Origin of the sequence: Psychrobacter sp. 1Y10, from assembly GCF_052259005.1 — a bacterium.
Taxonomy (GTDB): domain Bacteria; phylum Pseudomonadota; class Gammaproteobacteria; order Pseudomonadales; family Moraxellaceae; genus Psychrobacter; species Psychrobacter saeujeotis.
In genome coordinates this window covers 522,606-543,332 of sequence record NZ_JBQQES010000002.1, presented here as the reverse complement: position 1 = coordinate 543,332, position 20,727 = coordinate 522,606, and the positions used below count along the sequence as shown (strand labels likewise).

General features: G+C 42.1%; 18 protein-coding genes. 5 read left to right on the top strand and 13 right to left on the bottom strand.

Annotation, left to right across the window (positions count from 1 at the left end; translation table 11 throughout):
* Positions 1–1,137 (top strand): molecular chaperone DnaJ, encoded by a 1,137-nt coding sequence (gene dnaJ, locus ACTXGH_RS05315; RefSeq protein WP_439262567.1) that lies wholly within the window; start codon positions 1–3, stop codon positions 1,135–1,137.
* Positions 1,138–1,465: 328 nt separating this feature from the next.
* Entirely contained in the window at positions 1,466–2,296 is an 831-nt protein-coding gene (gene dapB, locus ACTXGH_RS05310) for a 4-hydroxy-tetrahydrodipicolinate reductase (protein ID WP_439262565.1), read from the top strand.
* 194 nt (positions 2,297–2,490) lie between these two features.
* On the opposite strand, the gene ACTXGH_RS05305 is transcribed toward dapB, so the two are convergent.
* From ACTXGH_RS05305 to erpA, 8 genes are all read right to left on the bottom strand, one after another.
* Positions 2,491–3,666, bottom strand: a complete 1,176-nt coding sequence (locus tag ACTXGH_RS05305; protein WP_439262628.1) for a type III PLP-dependent enzyme — start codon at positions 3,664–3,666, stop codon at positions 2,491–2,493.
* A 140-nt stretch (positions 3,667–3,806) separates the two neighbouring features.
* The gene (gene def / locus ACTXGH_RS05300) at positions 3,807–4,361 is read right to left on the bottom strand and encodes a peptide deformylase (RefSeq protein ID WP_439262563.1); all 555 of its coding nucleotides are present in this window, start codon (positions 4,359–4,361) and stop codon (positions 3,807–3,809) included.
* Positions 4,362–4,589: 228 nt separating this feature from the next.
* Complete coding sequence (locus ACTXGH_RS05295) at positions 4,590–4,844, bottom strand: GlsB/YeaQ/YmgE family stress response membrane protein (RefSeq protein ID WP_439262561.1); 255 nt, start codon at positions 4,842–4,844, stop codon at positions 4,590–4,592.
* Between the two features lie 386 nt (positions 4,845–5,230).
* The gene (gene mpl, locus ACTXGH_RS05290; protein ID WP_439296149.1) at positions 5,231–6,772 is read right to left on the bottom strand and encodes a UDP-N-acetylmuramate:L-alanyl-gamma-D-glutamyl-meso-diaminopimelate ligase; all 1,542 of its coding nucleotides are present in this window, start codon (positions 6,770–6,772) and stop codon (positions 5,231–5,233) included.
* Between the two features lie 263 nt (positions 6,773–7,035).
* On the bottom strand, positions 7,036–7,698 hold the full coding sequence (locus ACTXGH_RS05285) for a copper resistance protein NlpE (protein WP_439296148.1): 663 nt from the start codon (positions 7,696–7,698) through the stop codon (positions 7,036–7,038).
* 433 nt (positions 7,699–8,131) lie between these two features.
* Positions 8,132–8,653, bottom strand: a complete 522-nt coding sequence (locus tag ACTXGH_RS05280) for a disulfide bond formation protein B (protein ID WP_439296147.1) — start codon at positions 8,651–8,653, stop codon at positions 8,132–8,134.
* A gap of 66 nt (positions 8,654–8,719) precedes the next feature.
* Positions 8,720–10,294, bottom strand: a complete 1,575-nt coding sequence (gene gshA, locus ACTXGH_RS05275) for a glutamate--cysteine ligase (RefSeq protein WP_439262554.1) — start codon at positions 10,292–10,294, stop codon at positions 8,720–8,722.
* A 402-nt stretch (positions 10,295–10,696) separates the two neighbouring features.
* Positions 10,697–11,077 (bottom strand): iron-sulfur cluster insertion protein ErpA, encoded by a 381-nt coding sequence (erpA, locus tag ACTXGH_RS05270; protein WP_299218789.1) that lies wholly within the window; start codon positions 11,075–11,077, stop codon positions 10,697–10,699.
* A gap of 543 nt (positions 11,078–11,620) precedes the next feature.
* Between erpA and ACTXGH_RS05265 the strand changes: the two genes are divergently transcribed.
* Complete coding sequence (locus tag ACTXGH_RS05265; RefSeq protein WP_439296146.1) at positions 11,621–13,642, top strand: ATP-binding cassette domain-containing protein; 2,022 nt, start codon at positions 11,621–11,623, stop codon at positions 13,640–13,642.
* Positions 13,643–13,754: 112 nt separating this feature from the next.
* Here ACTXGH_RS05265 and ACTXGH_RS05260 read toward each other — a convergent pair whose 3' ends face one another.
* Complete coding sequence (locus ACTXGH_RS05260; protein WP_439262550.1) at positions 13,755–14,117, bottom strand: septal ring lytic transglycosylase RlpA family protein; 363 nt, start codon at positions 14,115–14,117, stop codon at positions 13,755–13,757.
* A 337-nt stretch (positions 14,118–14,454) separates the two neighbouring features.
* Here ACTXGH_RS05260 and ACTXGH_RS05255 point away from each other — a divergent pair, with 337 nt between their 5' ends.
* The gene (locus ACTXGH_RS05255) at positions 14,455–15,486 is read left to right on the top strand and encodes a DnaJ C-terminal domain-containing protein (protein ID WP_439296145.1); all 1,032 of its coding nucleotides are present in this window, start codon (positions 14,455–14,457) and stop codon (positions 15,484–15,486) included.
* 104 nt (positions 15,487–15,590) lie between these two features.
* The gene (locus tag ACTXGH_RS05250; RefSeq protein ID WP_439262546.1) at positions 15,591–15,914 is read left to right on the top strand and encodes a chaperone modulator CbpM; all 324 of its coding nucleotides are present in this window, start codon (positions 15,591–15,593) and stop codon (positions 15,912–15,914) included.
* Between the two features lie 92 nt (positions 15,915–16,006).
* Here ACTXGH_RS05250 and sstT read toward each other — a convergent pair whose 3' ends face one another.
* The 4 genes from sstT to ACTXGH_RS05230 form a co-directional block, all read right to left on the bottom strand.
* Positions 16,007–17,209: a serine/threonine transporter SstT gene (sstT, locus tag ACTXGH_RS05245; RefSeq protein WP_299218779.1), complete on the bottom strand. Its 1,203-nt coding sequence runs from the start codon at positions 17,207–17,209 to the stop codon at positions 16,007–16,009.
* A 282-nt stretch (positions 17,210–17,491) separates the two neighbouring features.
* The gene (locus tag ACTXGH_RS05240) at positions 17,492–17,962 is read right to left on the bottom strand and encodes a DNA polymerase III subunit chi (RefSeq protein WP_439296144.1); all 471 of its coding nucleotides are present in this window, start codon (positions 17,960–17,962) and stop codon (positions 17,492–17,494) included.
* 21 nt (positions 17,963–17,983) lie between these two features.
* The gene (locus ACTXGH_RS05235) at positions 17,984–19,654 is read right to left on the bottom strand and encodes a leucyl aminopeptidase (RefSeq protein ID WP_439296143.1); all 1,671 of its coding nucleotides are present in this window, start codon (positions 19,652–19,654) and stop codon (positions 17,984–17,986) included.
* A 316-nt stretch (positions 19,655–19,970) separates the two neighbouring features.
* Positions 19,971–20,576 (bottom strand): cysteine hydrolase family protein, encoded by a 606-nt coding sequence (locus ACTXGH_RS05230; protein ID WP_439296142.1) that lies wholly within the window; start codon positions 20,574–20,576, stop codon positions 19,971–19,973.
* Positions 20,577–20,727: the final 151 nt, after the last annotated feature.

The following is a 20,727-nucleotide window of genomic DNA, read 5'->3' as shown; positions in this document are numbered from 1 at the left end:
ATGAGTAAGCGTGATTTTTATGAAGTATTAGGCGTCAGTAAGACTGCAGATAGCAAAGAGATCAAACGTTCATACCGCAAGCTGGCAATGAAGTATCATCCCGATCGTAATTCTGATGATCCTGAAGCTGAAGAAAAATTCAAAGAAGCGTCCATGGCATATGAAGTCTTGAGCGATGCAGACAAACGCTCAGCCTATGATCGTATGGGTCATGCTGCCTTTGAAAATGGTATGGGCGGTGGCGGCTTTGGCGGGGCAGGCGCAGGTAACTTCCAAGATATCTTTGGCGATATCTTTGGAAACTTCGGCGATATCTTTGGTCAGTCACGCGGTGGCGGCGGCGGGCGTTCACGCCGTGGTTCTGATCTGCGTTATGTAATCGAGCTGACACTAGAAGAAGCAGTACGTGGCTGCAAAAAAGAGATCAGCTTTACTGCACCAGCCCCTTGTGATACTTGTGATGGTAAAGGCGCAAAAGACGCCTCTGATGTGGTTACGTGTCAGACCTGTCATGGTCAAGGTCAGATTCGTATGCAGCAAGGTTTCTTTGCGGTACAGCAAGCTTGTCCACATTGCGGTGGCACGGGTAAACAGATTAAAAACCCATGTCCTGACTGTCATGGTGATGGCGTCAAAGAAAAGTCACGTACGCTAGAAGTTTCTATTCCAGCAGGGGTCGATGATGGTGATCGCGTACGTCTGGCTGGTGAAGGCGAAGCGGGCGGGGCAGGCGTGCAAAACGGCGACTTGTATGTTGAAGTACGCGTCAAACCGCACAACGTCTTTACTCGTCAGGGTGCGGATCTGTATATGGATGTGCCTGTTAGCATTACTGATGCAGCGCTTGGTAAAGAGGTCGAAATCCCCACTTTAGATGGTAAGGTAAAAATCAAAGTTGCTGAAGGGACACAAAGCGGTAAGCTATTACGCGTGCGCGGTAAAGGTGTCACACCTGTACGTACAACGATGCAGGGTGATTTGATTTGCCGAGTGGTCATCGAGACGCCGGTGAACCTAAATCGTGAGCAAAAGGACTTGCTACGCCAATTCCAAGATACGCTCGATGATGATAGCAAACATCAACAGTCGCCACATAAAAAATCATTCTTTAAGAAAATTGGCGAATTGTTCGACTGATAGATTGTGCAACTGATCGTTTGGCTTAATCAATCAATCTAAATATTTTAGCCCAATAGTTTCACGTGAAACTATTGGGCTTTTTAGTGGCTGTATAAAAAATAATTCATGCTATGATATTTGGTATAGGTTATCTATAGTCAGGTCAATATAAAAGAGATACAGTGAGACTGGGACAAATTTTGCGCAGCCTCTGTCAGCGTAGATACAGCATGCAAGAAAAATTTTCCCCAGTCTCGCGTCATAATCTAGTGTATCCATTTAATTTAGTATCAACTATATAACCTCAAAAATAACCATATAAAACAATAAGGCTTTAGGAAAGAATATGACTCAACAAGCGAAAGGACAATTTATCAATGTCGGCGTTATCGGGGCTGGCGGTCGTATGGGGCGTATGCTAATCGAAGCAGTGCAAGACAATCCGCAAACGTCATTAAGCGCAGCTATTGAGCGTCAAGGTTCCAGCTTAGTTGGCGCTGATGCAGGAGAGGTAGCCGCTATAGGACGTTTAGATATCAAAGTTGTCGATGACTTGAGTGCAGTAATTGATGACATAGATGTCTTAATCGACTTTAGCTTACCAGATGCCACCGAACAAAACATGCAAATTTGTGCTGAGCATCAGGTAGCGATGGTTATTGGTACGACGGGGTTTAGTACACAGCAAGAGCAAGTGTTGTTCGAGGCCAGCAAGCATACGGCCATTGTCTATGCTGGCAACTACTCTACTGGTGTTAATTTGTCATTGAAGCTATTGAACATGGCAGCAAAAGCATTTGGTACAGATGCTGATGTTGAAATCATTGAAGCACATCATAAGCATAAGATTGATGCTCCATCAGGCACCGCTTATATGATGGCGGAGGCTGTTGCAGAAGCACGTGGACAGAATCTAAAAGACGTCGCTATCTATGGCCGTGAAGGCCAAACAGGGGCACGTGAAATAGGTACGATCGGTATCCATGCTATTCGCGGCGGCGAAATAATTGGTGATCATACGGTCATGTTTATCGCGGATGGCGAAGTGGTTGAGATTACCCATCGAGCCCGCGCACGCATGACCTTTGCCGCTGGAGCCGTACGCGCAGCGACTTGGATTATTCAGCAGCAAGCTGGACAATACAATATGCAGGATGTATTGGGTTTAAATGAGTAGTTATCATCTATAACTTAAAAATGACTTAAAATATTAACCAGTCCTAAGCCTTAATGAATAGCCATTGCATATCTATCATCACTGCGTAGACCATAAGGGTCAGAGTTTTTCAGGTTAATAAACAAGCTATATAAAAAAGGGCGGTACTGCTCATCACAGTACCGCCCTTTTCTATCAATAATACCGACGAAATCTCAGTCAATATAGACCACTTCTAACGGCGGAAAGCCATTAAACTCAACAGACGAGTATGAGTTGGTATAAGCACCAGTCGTTAGCCAATAGATTTTATCACCAACTTCTAACTCTTCTGGCAATTGATAACCTGCTTCTTCATACATGATATCAGTCGAATCACATGTTGGGCCTGCCAGTACGACTGTGCCTTCACTGGTCGATGTTTCCATTTTTGGCGTATAGACCGGATATTTTATCGCTTCACCCAAGGTTTCGATCAAACCTTGAAACAAGCCGACATCAGTGTACACCCAGCGGGCTAAATCAGTATGCGACTTACGCGAGATGAGTACCACGTCACTGACTAAGACCCCTGAACCTCCAACCAATGAGCGTCCAGGCTCAAGGATAATCTCAGGCATGTCCTCAGCACTATAATCATCGCTTAAATAGCGTGTAATCTCTTCCGCATAGACCTTTACAGGATTGACTTCACTGATATAGTTGGCTGGAAAACCACCACCCAAATTGATCATTTGTAGCTTAATATCTTCTTCATTTTTCATCCAGTCAAACATATATTTGACCTTGGCAAGTGCATCATCCCATGCTGCTACGTCTTTTTGCTGACTACCTACATGGAATGAGATACCATAAGGTACCAAGCCCAAATCACGTGCCTGTACCAGTAGTTCAAGCGCCATATTAGGATGGCAACCGAACTTGCGCGATAATGGCCATTCAGCGGTATCTGAACCTTGTACCAAGATACGCACAAACACTTTAGAGCCAGGTGCCTGTTCGGCGATATTTTTTAAGTCAGCTTCTGAGTCGGTTGCATATAAATCAATACCTTTTTCAAAAGCATATTTGACATGTGCCGCTTTTTTAATTGTATTACCATAAGAGATACGGGACGCATCGACACCGCAGTCAAGAACGCGATCAAGCTCATAGATAGAAGCACAGTCGAAGTTTGAGCCAAGATCAGCCAGCAAGTTGATCACTTCCACAGCAGGACTGGCTTTCATTGCATAATGAATCTTAGCAGTCGGGAACAAATCTGCCATTTCAGCATATTTAGTTTTAATCCGACTCAAATCAACCACAAGCAAAGGCGTCTCACGACCTTCAGCAGCTTTAGTAAATTTTTTCCAGCCAGTAGGGTCAAAATATTGGTCAATTTTGATCATGGTCATGAGAAGAAGCCTTTAAGGTAAATAGAATAACGAGACAATAAATAGAGCTAATCTCTAGGAACAAAGATAGCTTTTGAAAACAGCCTTTAGAAAGAATCAAATAACAAAGAAAACAATAAACTAAGCGTCATAAGTTAAGCATTAGTTGTCTGCGTCTCTTTACTCACTTGTCTCTCGCCCTGTTTCTCACGTACTTTAAGTACTTTACGGACTTTGTCACGTGCGCGAGTCTGCTTTAATCTTGATAAATAATCGACAAAGATGACTCCATTTAAATGATCCATCTCGTGCTGAATACAGACAGCCAACAACCCTTCTACTTCTTTATCAATGACTTGACCATTTTCATCTATTGCCTCGATACGTACTTTATTGGGACGTTCAACCTTATCATAGACATCAGGCACAGAAAGACACCCTTCTTCATATGGTTGTTTTTCTTCTACTAGCGGTGTTACTTTTGGATTGATAAACACCATAGGTGAGTCTTTGTTTTCAGACAAATCCATAACGATCAGTTGAACATGCTGATCAACTTGTGACGCGGCTAGACCGATTCCTTCTGCGTCATACATAGTCTCGATCATATCAGTGATTAAAGTTTTGATCTCATCATCGACTTCTTTAACTGGCTTTGCGATAGTACGCAAACGTGGATCAGGATAACTTAAGATAGGGAGTAATGCCATGACGGAGCACCTCGATAATAGCGAATTGAATAGGCAATGTATTATAAGTTAAATAAGGGCAAAAGTGATAATAATCAACGGGTGAGCATATAAAAGGATGTACTAAGGTGTCACATAAGATACTAATAGCATCTAAAAAATAGCAATAGTATTTTGCATAAAAAAAGACCTTACATATGTAAAGTCTTTTATAGTGTCTGATAGATTATGCTATTTTATCTAAGCCTGTTATACACGGCGCTTGTTCACGATCATCTCATACAAAAATAGCAATATGATAGCACCGATGACTGAGAACAATAGACCAGTAAAGCCGCCATCAGCATCAATACCAATCAGTCCAGCGATAAAGCCACCTAGCATCGCACCAACGATACCTAATACGATAGTCATAATCCAACCCATGGGGTCACTGCCAGGTTTGATAGCTCGTGCCAATAGTCCTGCAACAAGACCTACGATGATCATCCAAATAAAGCTCATTATTGTTCTCCTAACGTATTACGAATAGTAAAATTTTATATGAATTTTTCTTAAGACTTTTCTAATGTTGATAGCAGCATTGTAAACATTTAATGTCAGTATAAATAAGCATAAAGTGTTACCAGTGTAGGTGCTATGTGAGAAAAGATAGCCATTTGCTATCTTGCAGATGAAATTAGTAAATGGAAGGTTACAAAAGTAATCTCAGTGATATGGATGTTACTAAGTAGAATCATACTTTTGTTCAAAAAATAAACAGAGAAAATGGAGCTTATAATAAGGTATAAAAAAGCGCTATCTTTAAACATAAAAATAGCGCATTTAAATACAAATCAATTCTATATGCTGTTAATTAGTTGCAATGAGTCACAACTCAACAAGAAGGGCTAAGTTTGAGCATTTAATTCATACAATGAAGCCAATAAACGCTGATGGATACCTTCAAAGCCTCCATTCGACATAATGACAATCGCATCACCCGCTTGTGCATGCGTCGTAACATGATTAATAATATCTTCTATACTGTTTATAACCTGCTGATTGCTGTTGTGTTTTGCTCGATCAATGACTTCTTGTAATCCCCATTCAAGACCAGCAGGCTCATACCAAAGTGTATGATCTGCTAGTGCTGCTGATTGGGCCAGGCTGTCCTGATGAATACCCATTTTCATGGTATTACTACGTGGTTCAATAATCGCCCATAGCCGTCTGTTGGTGAGTTTCTTTTTAGCACCATCTAAGGTGGTCGTAATCGCTGTCGGGTGATGAGCAAAGTCATCAAATACCAAAATGTCGTTAACATCTCCGATTAACTCCATTCGACGTTTAATACCTGCGAACGCTGATAGAGCGGCACATGCTGTCGTCACATCTACCCCGACGTCATAAGCTGCGGCTACTGCAACTAGCGCATTATTAACGTTATGCATACCGCTCATCGACCAATCAACAGTAGCACTCGCTGATGGATCAGCGTTAAAGCTTACTTTGAACTGACTACCATCTTCTGTCAACAGAGCTGCTTGCCAGTCACTTGCCCTAACTTCGTTCGTAGTGCTTTTTTTATCTACTGCTGCAATATTTGTAAGCCTCTCGTCCGTCACTGCGGTGCGCCAGACTGGTGTCCATACACCTTTAGCCAATGTATCTTCTAAACTGGCGGTCGCTGCTGGCATGATAATCTTGCCAGAACTTGGGATCATACGTACCATATGATGGAATTGAGTCTGGATAGCATTTAAATCAGCAAAAATATCGGCATGGTCGAATTCTAGGTTATTTAAAATAGCAGTCCGAGGTCGATAATGGACGAATTTTGAACGTTTATCAAAAAACGCAGAATCATATTCATCTGCTTCTATGACAAAATATCCCGATGTTGCAGATGTTGCAGATGTTGTACTATTACTTTCGATAGAGTTTGCAGCTTTATTGGACTCGCTATCTGCACCTAAGTAACTGCTGTGCGCAAATACGTTTTGCAGGCGCGCATCTGTCGTATCTACTAATGGCACACCGCCAATCAAAAACCCAGTATCGATGCCAGCATAGTGTAATATCCATGCCAGCATAGTAGTCGTGGTCGTCTTACCATGCGTACCCGCCACTGCCAATACATGCCGTGATTGCAATACTTGCTCAGAGAGGAACTGCGGGCCTGAAGTATATTTCATGCCTTGATCAAGCACATACTCAACGACATCCATACCGCGCTTCATTGCATTACCAATGACCACCAAATCAGGCGTTGGTTGCAAATGCTCTATAAGATAGCCTTCTTGGATAGTCACGCCAGCGTTTTGAAGCTGAGTCGACATAGGAGGATAGACACTAGCATCTGAACCTGTGACCTTGTGTCCAAGCTCTCGCGCCAATAAGGCCAATGAACCCATAAAAGTGCCACAAATACCAAGAATATGAATATGCATAGATGGTCCACGCTATGATGAGAAATTAAATGAAATCATACTGACAAGAATAAACAGTCAATAAATTAATTAAAAAAGATTTAGTATTTAACGGCTACTAACTTGTGCATGAATGTTAGCAGCGCTTATTGTAAAGTAAACACCAATAGATAACCAATAAAAAACGCCCAACAAGTAGGCGTAAATAGTCGTTGAGACAGTTTTAATAAAGTTGCGTCTATATTGATACGTATAGAGTTATATCCAACCCTATAAACGTCTGCTTATTTGAGTGACAAGGTGTAATCGGTGTTCAAAGTGTCATCATCATTTAACATAACAAGATGATTGTTTTCAATACGATAGCTCTCGATTTGATCGTTTTCATAAACAATAGTAATAGTGTCATTGTCTTGACGATAGATACCATATTCAGTAAGAGGTACTTTAGGGGTAGTTGGGTTTTCGTAGATGCTTGTCTTGGTGATTGAACCATCAGCGAACAAATTTAGGGTTACTGTAATACCAGAACAAAAAGAACATGGCAAAATACCTACATAATCACCAATCAAAGTCGCCTGTAACTCACTATCCATACTAGCATTTGAAATCATCGGAGTACGACGACTCTGTACATTGGTGTCAGGGCTATCAGGTTTGGCTGCTGCTAGTAAAGAGTCACCTTCATCAACGCTTACTACATCATCTGCTACAGCAACACTTTCACTATCACTATCTACCTGCACAGAATTATGCTTATTATCATGGCGGACTTTACTATCAGTTAAAGACTGTTTTATCGATGCATTGTGAGCAGCTGCAGTCGTAGATGACTGACTATCACAGCCAATCAAAATCATACAAAGCGGCAGTGGCAATAAAAGGCTACCAAAGCGTTTGATTAAGGAGACCACCATAAGCGGGGTAGGGATAAGTTGTTTCATCATATAAAAAAGAAAATAAAAGTTTATTTTATAATAAAAAAGCAAATTAGATATCTATCAGTGTTTATCTCAATAGTAGCGTCAATAAGTTACGGCAACGTTGTAAAAACGTCACTGGTTTCAATTAGTTAGATGTATCTCTTTTTGTATTTTAATACTTATTAAACGACCGCTTATCTGCCTTAAATACCACTTCTAAGATAAGTTAGGTTGAAAGTAGTCAAAGTTGACCGATAGACGACTGTATAAGAGGGATAAACGCTAGGTACCTTAACAAACCGATATTACTCTTATGTAGATGTTTTGTTAGGAGTAAGTAAAGTTAAACGAGATGAATTCTTGGTTGAACGCCTAAAGTGTTTTACCATGAATACGTTACAAGAAAGGATAAAAAACAAGACAAGAAAAAAGCACAACAATATTCGGGTTACTATTATTAAACTAGTGTCTTCACTGGGCGAAAAATACGCCACAATATCAATATATGTACCGACAACAGAATACTAAAAAATATTAATGATTGTTCAGGAATACTAAGTCCCATAAATGTCCAGTCGATAGTTGCGCACTCGCCTGAACCTGCGAACACTTCTTTTAGTACCTGCTGCATAGGCAAAGTATCGAGCCAGTAATCTAAACCTGGCCCACATGAAGGGACTTGGTCAGCGGGTAAGTGCTGTAGCCAAACATGACGTGCTGCTACGATTGTAGCCCAGCCAATACCCACCAAGCTACCAAGCCATAATAGCAAGCGTATCGCAATCGACTTTGGGTGAAACAAAGCGGCTACTAATGCAAAAGCGCCCATGACCATTAAGCCAATACGTTGAAAGATACAAAGTGGACAAGGAGATAACCCCATATAACGCTGTAAAAAAAACAACGCGTAACTCATACCAATCACAGTCATAAAGACCAAAAATACTTGTAAACTGCGATAATTGGTCAGTTTTTGCATGAGCGACATACTCTTATAAAATGGTTTATTTATCAGTAGGATGTATTAATAGTGGTCAATAATTTACTAACGATACTGCTGCAAAAAGTCTATAAAACTTTCAGTCTCAGCTGTTTCAACTTCTGCTTGCTGCAAAATAGATTTTTCTGCCAGCACCTCATATTTGGCTTGGGTGTTTGGACTAAGCGTCTGCTGTAACAATGAATCACGATGCTGCTGTGCCAAGGTAAAACCAAGCTGCCATAGACTGCCAAGTCTTTTGCTATCGGAGTTTACTTGTGCAGAAATGGTCGACTCAGGATGCCCTGCCTTTCCTTGCATCAACGCCACAGCTGCACGGTAATCATTACCGCCATAATGTGCATCGAGCAATGCTGCCAGTGGCTGCATACGTTCTAAATGTACCAGCATCCAGCTCTCAAGCAATTGCTCTTCACCATCATTGATAATGTGCAAGCCTTCACGACGGCCTTCATTTACCACGCGCTCAAGATTAATGGCCAGTGCTTCTTCTTCGTCAGGGAGCAGATCAGGGGAGTCGCTTAACAGACAGTACAGCGCCATCACTTCTAAGAAACAGGCGCTAGAAAGACGAATACCAATATCACTATAGGGGTCGAGATCGATGGCGCGGAACTCAACGTAGGCAATGCCGCGACGCTCAAGCGCTTCGGTTGGTGTCTCGCCACTCATGGCAATTTGTTTTGGGCGAATGGGGCTATAATACTCGTTTTCTATTTGCAAAATATGATCATTAATCTGAATAGGATTACCATTAGTATCATTTAAACCCAACGCCTTGAAACTCTCATGCGGCGTCTGAATAGCACGGCGTAACCCTTTGATATACTCAGGCAAGTTGTTATAGCGGATGTCTAGCTGCTCTTGCACACTATTGGTATAGCCAAGCTTGCCCATACGTAGGCTGGTGGCAGCAGGTCTATAATAAGTTGACTCATTTAGCAGCTCTAAGTCATGTTCACGTCCGGCCACAAAACAAGGACAAACGCTTGGGCTGGCGCCCAGTAGATATAGTACCAAACTGGTCAAGCGCTTAAAGTTACGGATAAGGCCCAGATATTTTTCATTCTTAAACTCTGTCAACGTTTGACTTTGTGCTGTTGGTATTTTAGCTTGCCAAGCTTCAAATAAATTATCACCGAAAGATAAGTTATAATGTAAGCCTGCAATAGCCTGCATACGGCGACCATAACGAATACCAAGGCCACTGCGGTATAAAGTTTTAAGCTTACCGGTATTAGAGCTACCATAATCAGCCAGCGGAATATCTTCATCTTTAGACGACAGCATGCATGGCATGGATAGCGGCCACATCAGCTCGCCTTCAGGGATACCTTGATAGACCAACACATGCAGCTGACGCAGCATATTTAACGTCTCTTTAGGAGAGGTCTTGGGATCAGTGATGAGCTCAAGCAGACTTTCTGAGTAATCCGTCGTAATAAACGGATGGGTGAGTTTTGAGCCAAGTTTGGTTGGGTGCGGTGTTTGCGCCAAAAAACCATCTGGCTTAACGCGCAAACCTTCTTTTTCGATACCGCGGAGCATACCCGCTAAATGCTGAGTGTCAAACCAATTTGGGATGTCAAAATTAACAAAGCTGCTTGCAAAATTACTCATAATAGTCATCTATTGTTATTTATTATGGCAGATCAAAACGCAACTGACGTTTGACCATAAAAGAGGTAAATATTAGGATGAAGAATTCCGTCAGTTTAGCTCAAAGCCGCTATGAAAACCACGGACAATTACAAATACAATAAGCTTTACCCAAGGCCAACTGACTGGATACCGACGAAAAAATAGGTTAAAAATAATAGCAAAAACCCAAACTCAATAGTTGTTTTTTATCTGTATTTTCTCATTAAATGTGCATTACTTTCTCAGAGGCTTCAGCCGACTCCAGCGTACTTATATGCTTAAGATAAAGTCTGAGACTAAAAAGCACCCAACAATAAGATAGGTGCTTGAAAAAATAATTTAAACAATAGCTAAATTGGCTGTCGATATAGAAGAAGCCATTTAGATAGAGAATGATGAACCGCAACCACAAGTCGTGGTCGCGTTCGGATTTGTCACGATAAAGCGTGCGCCTTCTAGGCCTTCAGTATAGTCCACAGTAGAGCCTTGTAGGTACTGATAGCTCATCGAATCGACAACCAATGTAACATCGCCATTATCAAAGTTAGCATCGTCTTCGTTTAGATCATTGGCAAAGTTAAAACCATAAGAAAACCCAGAACAGCCGCCACCAGTCACATAGACACGTAACATCAAGTTGCTGTCACCTTCCTCTTCACGTAGGCGACGTACTTTTTGGGCGGCACTATCCGTTAGACTTAAGATAGTGGGATCTACAGGCTGGCTTGAGCTTGGGCTAAATTGGTTGGCTGATTCGTTCATATCTACCTCAGTTGCTAGGATCAAATGCTGTTGTCGTCCTGTTTGGGTTTGCCACTAAAAGCTTGCAAAAAAAGATACACACGGCGTTTGATTTGATTGAGTGCTGTCATTATGGCAAAACTATTGGCGTATTATAAATATTATATTTGTATAATCACAGCACTTTGGTGGTTGCTGGCATCTGCCTTATTGCATTATATCATACTGGGGGTAGCGTTGGATTTGTCAAGAGTCATGCTGGATATCTTGACTTAATGACCCAAAGATAAGTAGTCATTATTGAAACTACTCCCAATACTGTACTGACGCTTTGATCATTATGAGATTGATACGACACTAAGAATACTAAAACCTGTGCATACGATTAAAAGCGTTATGTCGTTCTATAAGCTTTTTAGCATAAATTTGTTTGAATTTGAAATAGTTATTTAATCGTTTGCCTATCGGCTAGGCGTTTGAAATAATAGCCACCAATTAGCACGCCCTAAGTGTGTTTTTATTGCTGCTTTATATTTTATATTACTGTTGAGATGAAGAAGTCCTATGATCGAATTTAAAGACGTTGGTGTTCGCCGTGATGGTCGTGAGTTGTTTGCAGGCGCAAGCTTCCAGCTCCACCCGGGCCATAAAGTAGGCTTGACGGGCAACAACGGCACTGGCAAATCTACCTTGTTTGCCTTGTTACTCACGCAAATGGGCGCAGGCGATACCGAGGTTACCCTTGATAGGGGTGAGGTGAGTATTCCTGATAGCTGGCAGGTTGCCCATATGGCGCAAGAAGTCGGTGCCAGTACGCAGACAGCGATTGATTATGTCTTGAGCGGTGACGAGCAGTGGTATGAGATTAATGCTGCTTTGAATGACTTAAGCGCCGTCAGTGATGAGCAGATTGGCGTGTTGCATCAGCAGTTCGATGAAATCGATGGCTATCGTACGCCGACCAAAGCGGCGCAAATCATGGCAGGACTGGGCTTTAAGACAAGTCAGCATGAGCTGCCAGTAGAAGGGTTTTCGGGTGGGTGGCGTATGCGCTTAAACCTTGCCAAGACTCTGATGAGCCGTGCAGATTTAATGCTACTCGATGAGCCGACCAACCATTTGGACTTGGATGCTATTTTATGGCTTGAAACTTGGATCAATGCCTTTACTGGCCTAGTTATTGTCATCTCACATGATCAAGCATTTCTAGATGCGACCGTCGGTCATATTTTGCATGTTGAACAACAAAAAATCACTCTTTATACGGGTAATTATCAACAGTTTATTCGTACCCGTCATGAGCGTATGGCGCAGCAGCAGCAAGCGTTTGAGAAGCAGGAAGCTACCAAAGCTCATTTGGATGATTTTATTCGCCGCTTCCGTGCCAAAGCCAGTAAAGCCAAGCAAGCACAGAGCCGTATCAAGCAGCTTGAGCGTATGGCAGAGCTATCACCGATGATGGCGGACAACCCATTCTCGTTCCGTTTTTATGAGCCTGCTAATATGAGCTCACCGCTGATTGAGATGACGCAGGCTGATATTGGCTATAGCGATACGCCGCTTTTGTATAACGCAAGCGTACAAGTAACGCCTGATACTCGTCTAGGCCTGCTCGGTATGAATGGTGCGGGTAAATCAACGCTAATTAAGGCATTGGTGGGCGAGTTGGGTATTTTGACAGGCAGCTACCGTGTCTCAGATACATTAAAGCTTGGCTACTTTAACCAGCATCAGATGGATGCATTGGATGCAGCGGCCACCCCTCTACAAATGTTGCGCCGTCTAGCAGGCAAAACCTCTGACGCTGAGCTGCGCTCGTTCCTTGGTAGCTTCGACTTTCGCGGGGATCGTATTGACACCCCAAGTAAGCTTTTCTCTGGCGGGGAGCGTGCGCGCTTGACGCTGGCTTTGATTGTCTGGCAGCGCCCAAACGTTCTTGTCCTCGATGAGCCGACCAACCATTTAGACTTACAAATGCGTCAAGCGTTGACCATCGCGTTGCAAGGGTTTCAGGGGGCAGTGGTGTTGGTCTCGCATGATCGTGAGCTGATTGCGAATGTCTGTGATGAGTTATATTTGGTGCACGATGGCCAAATTGATGAGTTCAATGGCGATATCAGTGATTATGGTAAGTGGCTAGCAGAAAAACGTAAACAAGAGAATGCGCCAGATAAGAATACTGGCAAAAAGAAAAGTAAAAAAGAGAGTAAGAAGTTTGTTTCACGTGAAACAGATACTGGCTTAGTAAATAGTGAAACATCTACTGCACCAATAAAAGATAAAACTGCTCAACCTGCTCTTAGTAAAGATGAGCAGCGTAAGCTGGCGGCTGAACAACGTAAGCTAACAGCGCCTATTCGCCGTGACATCGAAGACACAGAAAAGGCTTTAGCTAAGATGGATAAGCAACTAATAACGTTGGAAGAAAAGCTGGCTGATACCGATCTTTATGAAGAGAGCCGAAAGTCAGACTTGTTACAATTGTTAGATGAGCAAAGTGCGCTACAGCAGCAGCATAGCGATAACGAAGAGAAGTTGCTGCTATCAATGACGACATTAGAGGAAATGGAAGCAAAATTTGACTAGGTGGCTTTAACGATTTAGCAAATGGTTGTTCGCTTATAATAATCATTATAGTAGCTATAAAATAGTAGTCGCCATAAAAAAGGGAGAGCGCCGGCTCTCCCTTTTTACTACATCATTGTCTACGGTATTTACCATCACCATAAGATAAGATCTTCATAGTGGTGGTACAAAGTTGACAGTTTATTTTACCAGCAGCGCCTTTAGATAAATCAAGGATTCGTCCCGGAGTAAAAGGTCCTCTGTCCGTAATTTTTACTATGACGCTTTGCTTCGTCTTTTTATTAGTCACTTCTACTTTTGTACCAAATGGTAACGTTTTATGAGCGGCAGTCATCGCATTCATATTAAAAATACTACCACTAGCGGTACGTTTGCCATGGAACTTACTACCATAATAACTGGTATTACCAGCAAATGCGGTAGTAGTCAGTAGTAGTGATAACGTGACTATCAAAGACTTGATCAAATAAGACATTTAATACCTATATGCAGTTTATAAAATAGACAGATACTTTTGCCTATGTTATTCATATTCCCTATGAGTATGAATAATATGAGTATTTTACATTAAAAAGCTTTCTTAGTCCTTACTGTACTGTAAAAAACGCTCGAGTTCACAATTTGTCCAGTTCATAAATGTTTATTTTTATAGTGAAAATATTAATAGCAATATTACTCTTAATATTTATATAACGGTCTTTGCTTCTTTTATTGTTATCATCATCGTTAAGTTACATCAAAATTTCATACCATATTATTTAAAATTGGCATACCAATATCATCAACATGCTTTTGTTTTAAGGAACTACCACATGGCAGAAAAAAACTACTATGATATTTTAGGGGTCAAAAAAGACGCCTCAGACGCTGATATCAAAAAAAAATACCGTAAGCTTGTACGTCAATTTCATCCCGATGTGAGTGATGATCCAGATGCTGATAATAAAATTGCTGAAATCAATAACGCCTATGAGACGCTTAGGGATAAAGACAAACGTAGCGAATATGACGCTATGTTAGACAATCCATTCGCTGGTCAAGGCGGTGCTGGAGGTTTCGGCGGTTTTGGTGGTCAATCGGCTAGCGGCGGGCAAGGCGGCTTTCGCTGGGAAGATATCAAAGATCAGTTTGGCGATGGTGAAGCTTTTGGTGGTGGCGGATTTCGCTTCGACGATATATTTTCAGCATTTGGTCGCGGGGCACGTGGCTCTGCTGGTGGACAGGCAGGCAGTCGCACGCAAAGTAGTGGCTTTGATCAATTTGGCGGCGGTTTTGGCGCACAAGATAACAAGGGTCAAGACCAACATGCAGAGATTACGGTGGATTTAGCCTCGGTATATAGCGGTGATGACTACAGTATTAAGTTAAATGTGCCGGTTCGTCAGCCTAATGGTAGCGTAGGTTATGAGAATAAAACGCTCAAAATTAAGATTCCTAAAGGCATCACAGATGGCAAGCAAATACGCCTAGCGGGACAAGGCGCGGCTGGCATGAGCGGCGGCAAAAACGGCGATTTGTTTTTAAAGGTTAAAATCAGCCACACATCTAATATCCGTATCGAAGGCGCAGATGTCTATCAGACGGTCAATATTGCGCCTTGGGAAGCAGCATTAGGAGATAAAATAAACGTCAGTACGCCAGCAGGTACGCTTGGTGTCACGATTCCTAAAAACAGCAAATCAGGTAGTAACTTGCGTCTAAAAGGTAAAGGTATCCCTGCTAAACAAGCGGGCGATTTATACTTAACCTTAAACATCGTTAATCCTGATATCAGTAGCGAGGCTGCCACTAAAGCTTATGAGCAACTAAAACACGCTTTTGCCGATACCGCTATTAATCGTTAAAAGTCGTTATTTATAGCTGCCAATCAATGTGACAAGCTATAGGTCATAAAGCGCAAAGATGAATACGATAACGACGACATAAAGAGCAAACGAGGATAATAATTATGAAACACTCGCCTGAATTTACCGATATTATTATGAGTTTAGATGAGCTAGTGACTGCCTGTGGTCAAGAGCGTCAATGGGTCATCAAGTTGATAGAAGAAAACATCATCGAATATGACGTACCGGAGCGTGAGCAGTTTACGGGTTACCAGCTAACAACTGTACGCCGTGCCTCACGTCTCAGTCGCGACTTTGACGCCAGTGTACCAGCGATTGGTTTAATACTTGAGCTATTAGATGAGGTCGAGCAATTACGTCAGCTTAAGCGCCAGATAGACAGGCAAGCGCCGATCATTGAAGTAGATATTGAGCAGCTAAAATAGCTACGTCAATCGTAAGTAACAGACCAAAAAAAAGGGCTTTTAGAAGCCCTTTTGTCATATTAGTGTTAGCGGTAATAATAAATGTGCATAAATTAACGTGAATACCTAGGATCAGCAGCAGCGGTAAATAAAACATCCGTTGAAGAGTTTAGTGCTGTTTCTGCTGAGTCTTGAATGACACCAATGATAAAGCCGATTGCAACCACTTGCATGGCAATGTCATTTGGAATGCTAAACAAACTGGCCGCCAATGGAATTAGCAGTAGCGAACCACCAGCGACCCCAGAGGCACCGCAAGCACTGACTGTGGCAACCAAACTCAATAAAAGGGCTGAAGCAAAGCTTACTTCGATACCTAAAGTATGCGCTGCTGCAAGTGTTAAGACGTTGATCGTAATCGCCGCGCCTGCCATATTAATGGTCGCACCTAGTGGAATGGTGACTGAATATGTATCTTCGTGCAGTCCCAGTTTGCCTGCAAGGTTCATGTTGACGGGAATATTGGCCGCCGAACTACGGGTAAAAAATGCCGTGATTCCTGATTCGCGTAGACAAGTGAATACGAGCGGATAAGGGTTTTTGCCAGTCTTGATAAGCACAATAAGAGGATTGGCAATCAACGCAATAAATAGCATACAACCGACTAGTACCATTAGGATACGAGCATAACCTACTAAAGAGGCAAAGCCGGTCTCAGCGACCGTATTGGCAACCAAACCTAAGATACCAAAAGGCGCTAGGGCGATGACCCACTTTACGACCTGTGAGATGGCATCAGCAAAATCGCCAACGATGGTACGAGCAGTGTCGCTGGCTTGACGCAGCGCAAAGCCAATAATAATTGCCCATGCCAAGATACCGATATAGTTGGCTTCAGCAATCGCACTGATAGGGTTTGCGACTAGATTCATGAGTAGGTTCGTCAATACCTCTTTGAGGTTAGCTGGCGGTACCTGCTCAATATCTGCATTCACGAGAACCAACTCAGTCGGAAATAAGAAGCTCGCTCCTACGGCAGTTAGTGCTGCCAGAAAAGTGCCGAAAATATACATGATAAGCACAGGTTTGACATAGACTTCGTTACCGCTACGATGTTGGCTAATTGCTGCCATGACCAAGACGAATACCAAAATCGGTGCCACAGCTTTTAGCGCACCGACAAATAGCGTTCCCAATAATCCCAAAGCAATACCGACACTTGGTGCCAGCCAACCAATTAATACCCCTAATATCAAACCAATAATAATGAGCGGTACCAGCCCTATACGCTTGTACATCGCAGTCAATGAACGCATCTATCTATCCTCAAATTCGTCAGTAAAAAATAAATTGTAGTAACAATAAAAAACGAGACGACAGATAGTAGCATTTTTTAACTTATTCACCTAATAGTGATTATTAGTTGACTATAAGAGCGACAATAACAATGATACAAAGTTAAAAATACAATGAATAAGAGAAAATAAGCAGGTAAGTATAGGCAAACTAATTTTTTCTCAATCAGTCTATTTAGAAGATTTATTACACAAGAATGAAGACAATAAGAGAGGGTGTTCTATAGCTTTAATATTGGTCAATTATACTTTGAAGTGTGTCAATTCATAGCCTAACTGTTTATAGTGCTTATATTTATGACGCCCTTCTTGCACACTGGTTGTATCAGGCTTGATCAACTCAAGGACCCGAGTGGGCTTGGCGTTGTTAGTCACTGCCATAAAGTCGTTGACTGGATGTAGCGTGGTATTAAGTACGATACCGTTAAAATCAGCAGGCATATAGCTACCTAATAAAACCGGTGCTGACATTTTATTAGTAGCATTATCGTCAGGAGTAGCGTTGGTTAAAGTTGCAAGGCATTGATGCGGGATAAAGCTTGTCTCATCCTGAGTCCATAGCGCCTCATCAAGCGTCGACAACAAGGTTTTATCTTGAGTAAGAATTAGTAGTGATTGATTACTTTTGTTGAGTGCTGTTTGAGTCAACTGACAAATAAAGCCCAAGAAATCTTGGGCTTTACTCTCACTTAATACATAAAAGCTAATTTTCATAAATTGGTTTTCGTCAATGAATTAGGCCATATTTGCGCTATTTTTCAAGTATTGCATAAATAATGGTACAGGGCGACCCGTTGCTGCTTTATCTTTACCTGAGCTCCACGCAGTGCCAGCAATATCTAAATGCGCCCATGCTTGACCTTCTTTCACAAAGCGTGACAAGAAACAAGCAGCGGTCACAGCGCCTGCACCTTTGCCACCGATATTTTGCATATCAGCGATAGGCGAGTCAAGCTGTGCTTGATAAGCATCATCCATTGGCATATGCCAGATAAGATCACCTGTTTGATTACTGGCGTTCTCTAATTCGAATAACACATCTTCATCATTACTAAAGACCGCTGAACGTACATGACCTAATGCGACCACGCAGGCACCAGTCAATGTCGCGACATCGATGATGGCTTTTGGCTGATAACGTTGTACGTAGCACAAGGTATCTGCCAATACTAAACGGCCTTCAGCATCGGTATTCAAGACTTCAACTGACTTACCGTTCATGGCTTTGACGATATCACCAGGGCGAGTGGCATCGCCTGATGGCATATTTTCAGCGCAGGCGAGGGCGCCCACAACGTTGATCGGTAGACGCGCTTCACATAAGGCTTTGAGCGTACCAAGCACAGACGCTGAACCGCCCATGTCAAATTTCATCTCATCCATGGCCGCACCAGGCTTGATTGAGATACCACCTGAGTCAAAGGTTATGCCTTTACCGACCAACACGATAGGAGCATCATCGTTTACAGCTTGTGCATTATCATCGCTACTGGTAACTGCATTTTTAGCCGTTTTCTTATTAGAGGTTTTGGTTGGTAATTTATCAGCCAATGCTTTTAAACTGCCAGAAACTTTCGCACTACTAGTGGCCTCTTTGCTAGCGTCAGCATCGGCACTGAAATTAGATTTGCCGCGATACTCCATAAGTACCAGCTTACCTTCTTTGGTAGAGCCCTTAGCCACTGCTAAAAAGCACTCCATACCTAGCGCTGACATCTCATCTTCACCAAGTACGCTCACTTTTAATAGGTCAGGATAAGTCTTGGCAAGCGCTTCGGCTTGTTCTGCCATATACGCCGGGAAGCAAATATTGCCAGGCTCATTGGCCACATCACGGGTCAGACTTTGACCTGCAAAGACTGATTGGGCAAAATCTAGCGCAGGCTGTAGTGACTCATCAGCCACCAAATAGATATCGGTCAATATGGGCGTAGTTTGCTCTGACTTGTATTTGTCAAAACGATAGCTTGCTGCCAATAGATTGAGGGCAAATTGACCAAAATGGTTTTCTTCTAGAGTATCACCCAATGCGACAGTAATCGATGCCACACGTTTTTGGGTGCTGCTATAGATGGTTTTAGCAATCTTCTGTAAAACAGTTTCGTTCAGTTTATCAACATTACCAGCGCCAACTAATAAGAGTTGTACAGGGTTTTGCTTGGTGGTTTTTTTGTCCCCTGCCAACGCATAATCTGCCACTGTCTCACAAGCTTTACCGTTAAAGTGTGAGACCTCAATCAACTGCTCGATACGCGCGGTATAGTCAGTTAAAGCCGATTTGGCAAGGATGTTCTTTTCATCGTCCACCAAAACCACAAGGCAAGCTTCATCTTTACTCTTTGCTTCTTTTTTGAGCATTTTTTGCGTATGAGTCTTTGGCAAATGCTGAGATAGTTTGATATTCATATAGTTATCCTTATTAGAGTAGTAATATAAGAAGTGTTGATAAATGATGCAGATACTCACATCAAAATTGTAAAACAAAAAGTTAAATAAGACAGATTATTGATCATTCATTTATTGATAAACTCTGAACCTAAAATGAGTAAATCATGACTTCTACACTTTGAAAGCGACTGCATTAACAGCGATACATTTTTAGTATATTTGATTATGGCTGTAGTGTAGCATATTGAATAATTCGTGCGCAGAGGGCAAGGGTTAGTGAATGTTTCCATATGTTTTTCTACCCTATTCCCCCGCACTCACCATCTGCAACTGATTAGTCATTGGCCAGCTCGTCAGTCGATACTAACGCAGCAAACCTATCTTGCAACGCTGCCATAGCCGTGTCGTGCATAGTGTTAGCACTTATCGTCTCTCTTTTAGCGTTGGGAAGGTCGCGAGTGGCACAAGCATCATGACAGACAAAATTAGTAAAGCCTAAGTCAAAGGCAGCTCTGACACTTGAGCTGACACACATATGACTCATAAAACCTGCAAAGATAATTTGCTGCTTTTGCGCAGCAGAGATAAGTGTACTAAGCTCAGTATTATAAAACGCATTAGGATGCTTTTTGGTAATGGTTTTTTCGCCATTCATCGGTTTTAAATCGTCAACAATAGCAACATTAGAAGATAATGGATCAAAAACGTTGCCATTGTCTTCACCATGATGGGCGATATGAAAGATAGGAATGTCTTTTTTGCGAGCTTTATCAAGCAGTAGGCGTGCATTGTCAATCGCCTTACTACCCGATTGACCTAGTGGCATAACACCGTCCACATATTCGTTTTGATAATCGATAAAGACGATAGCACAATTTGACCAATCAAGCGTATCAAATTCGCCACCAGCTAATTCAAGCAAGGTAGAGGGATTAGACATATTGTTCTCCATTAGGCTGCATAAGTAAAAAGTGGGCTATTGGTATAGTAAATGTTGATCGTGATTTTTGACAATACATGAGTTTAGCAATGAATAGCGCCAATATTCGATCAGTGATACGAATGACAAACAAACCTTTCTATCTTTCCAA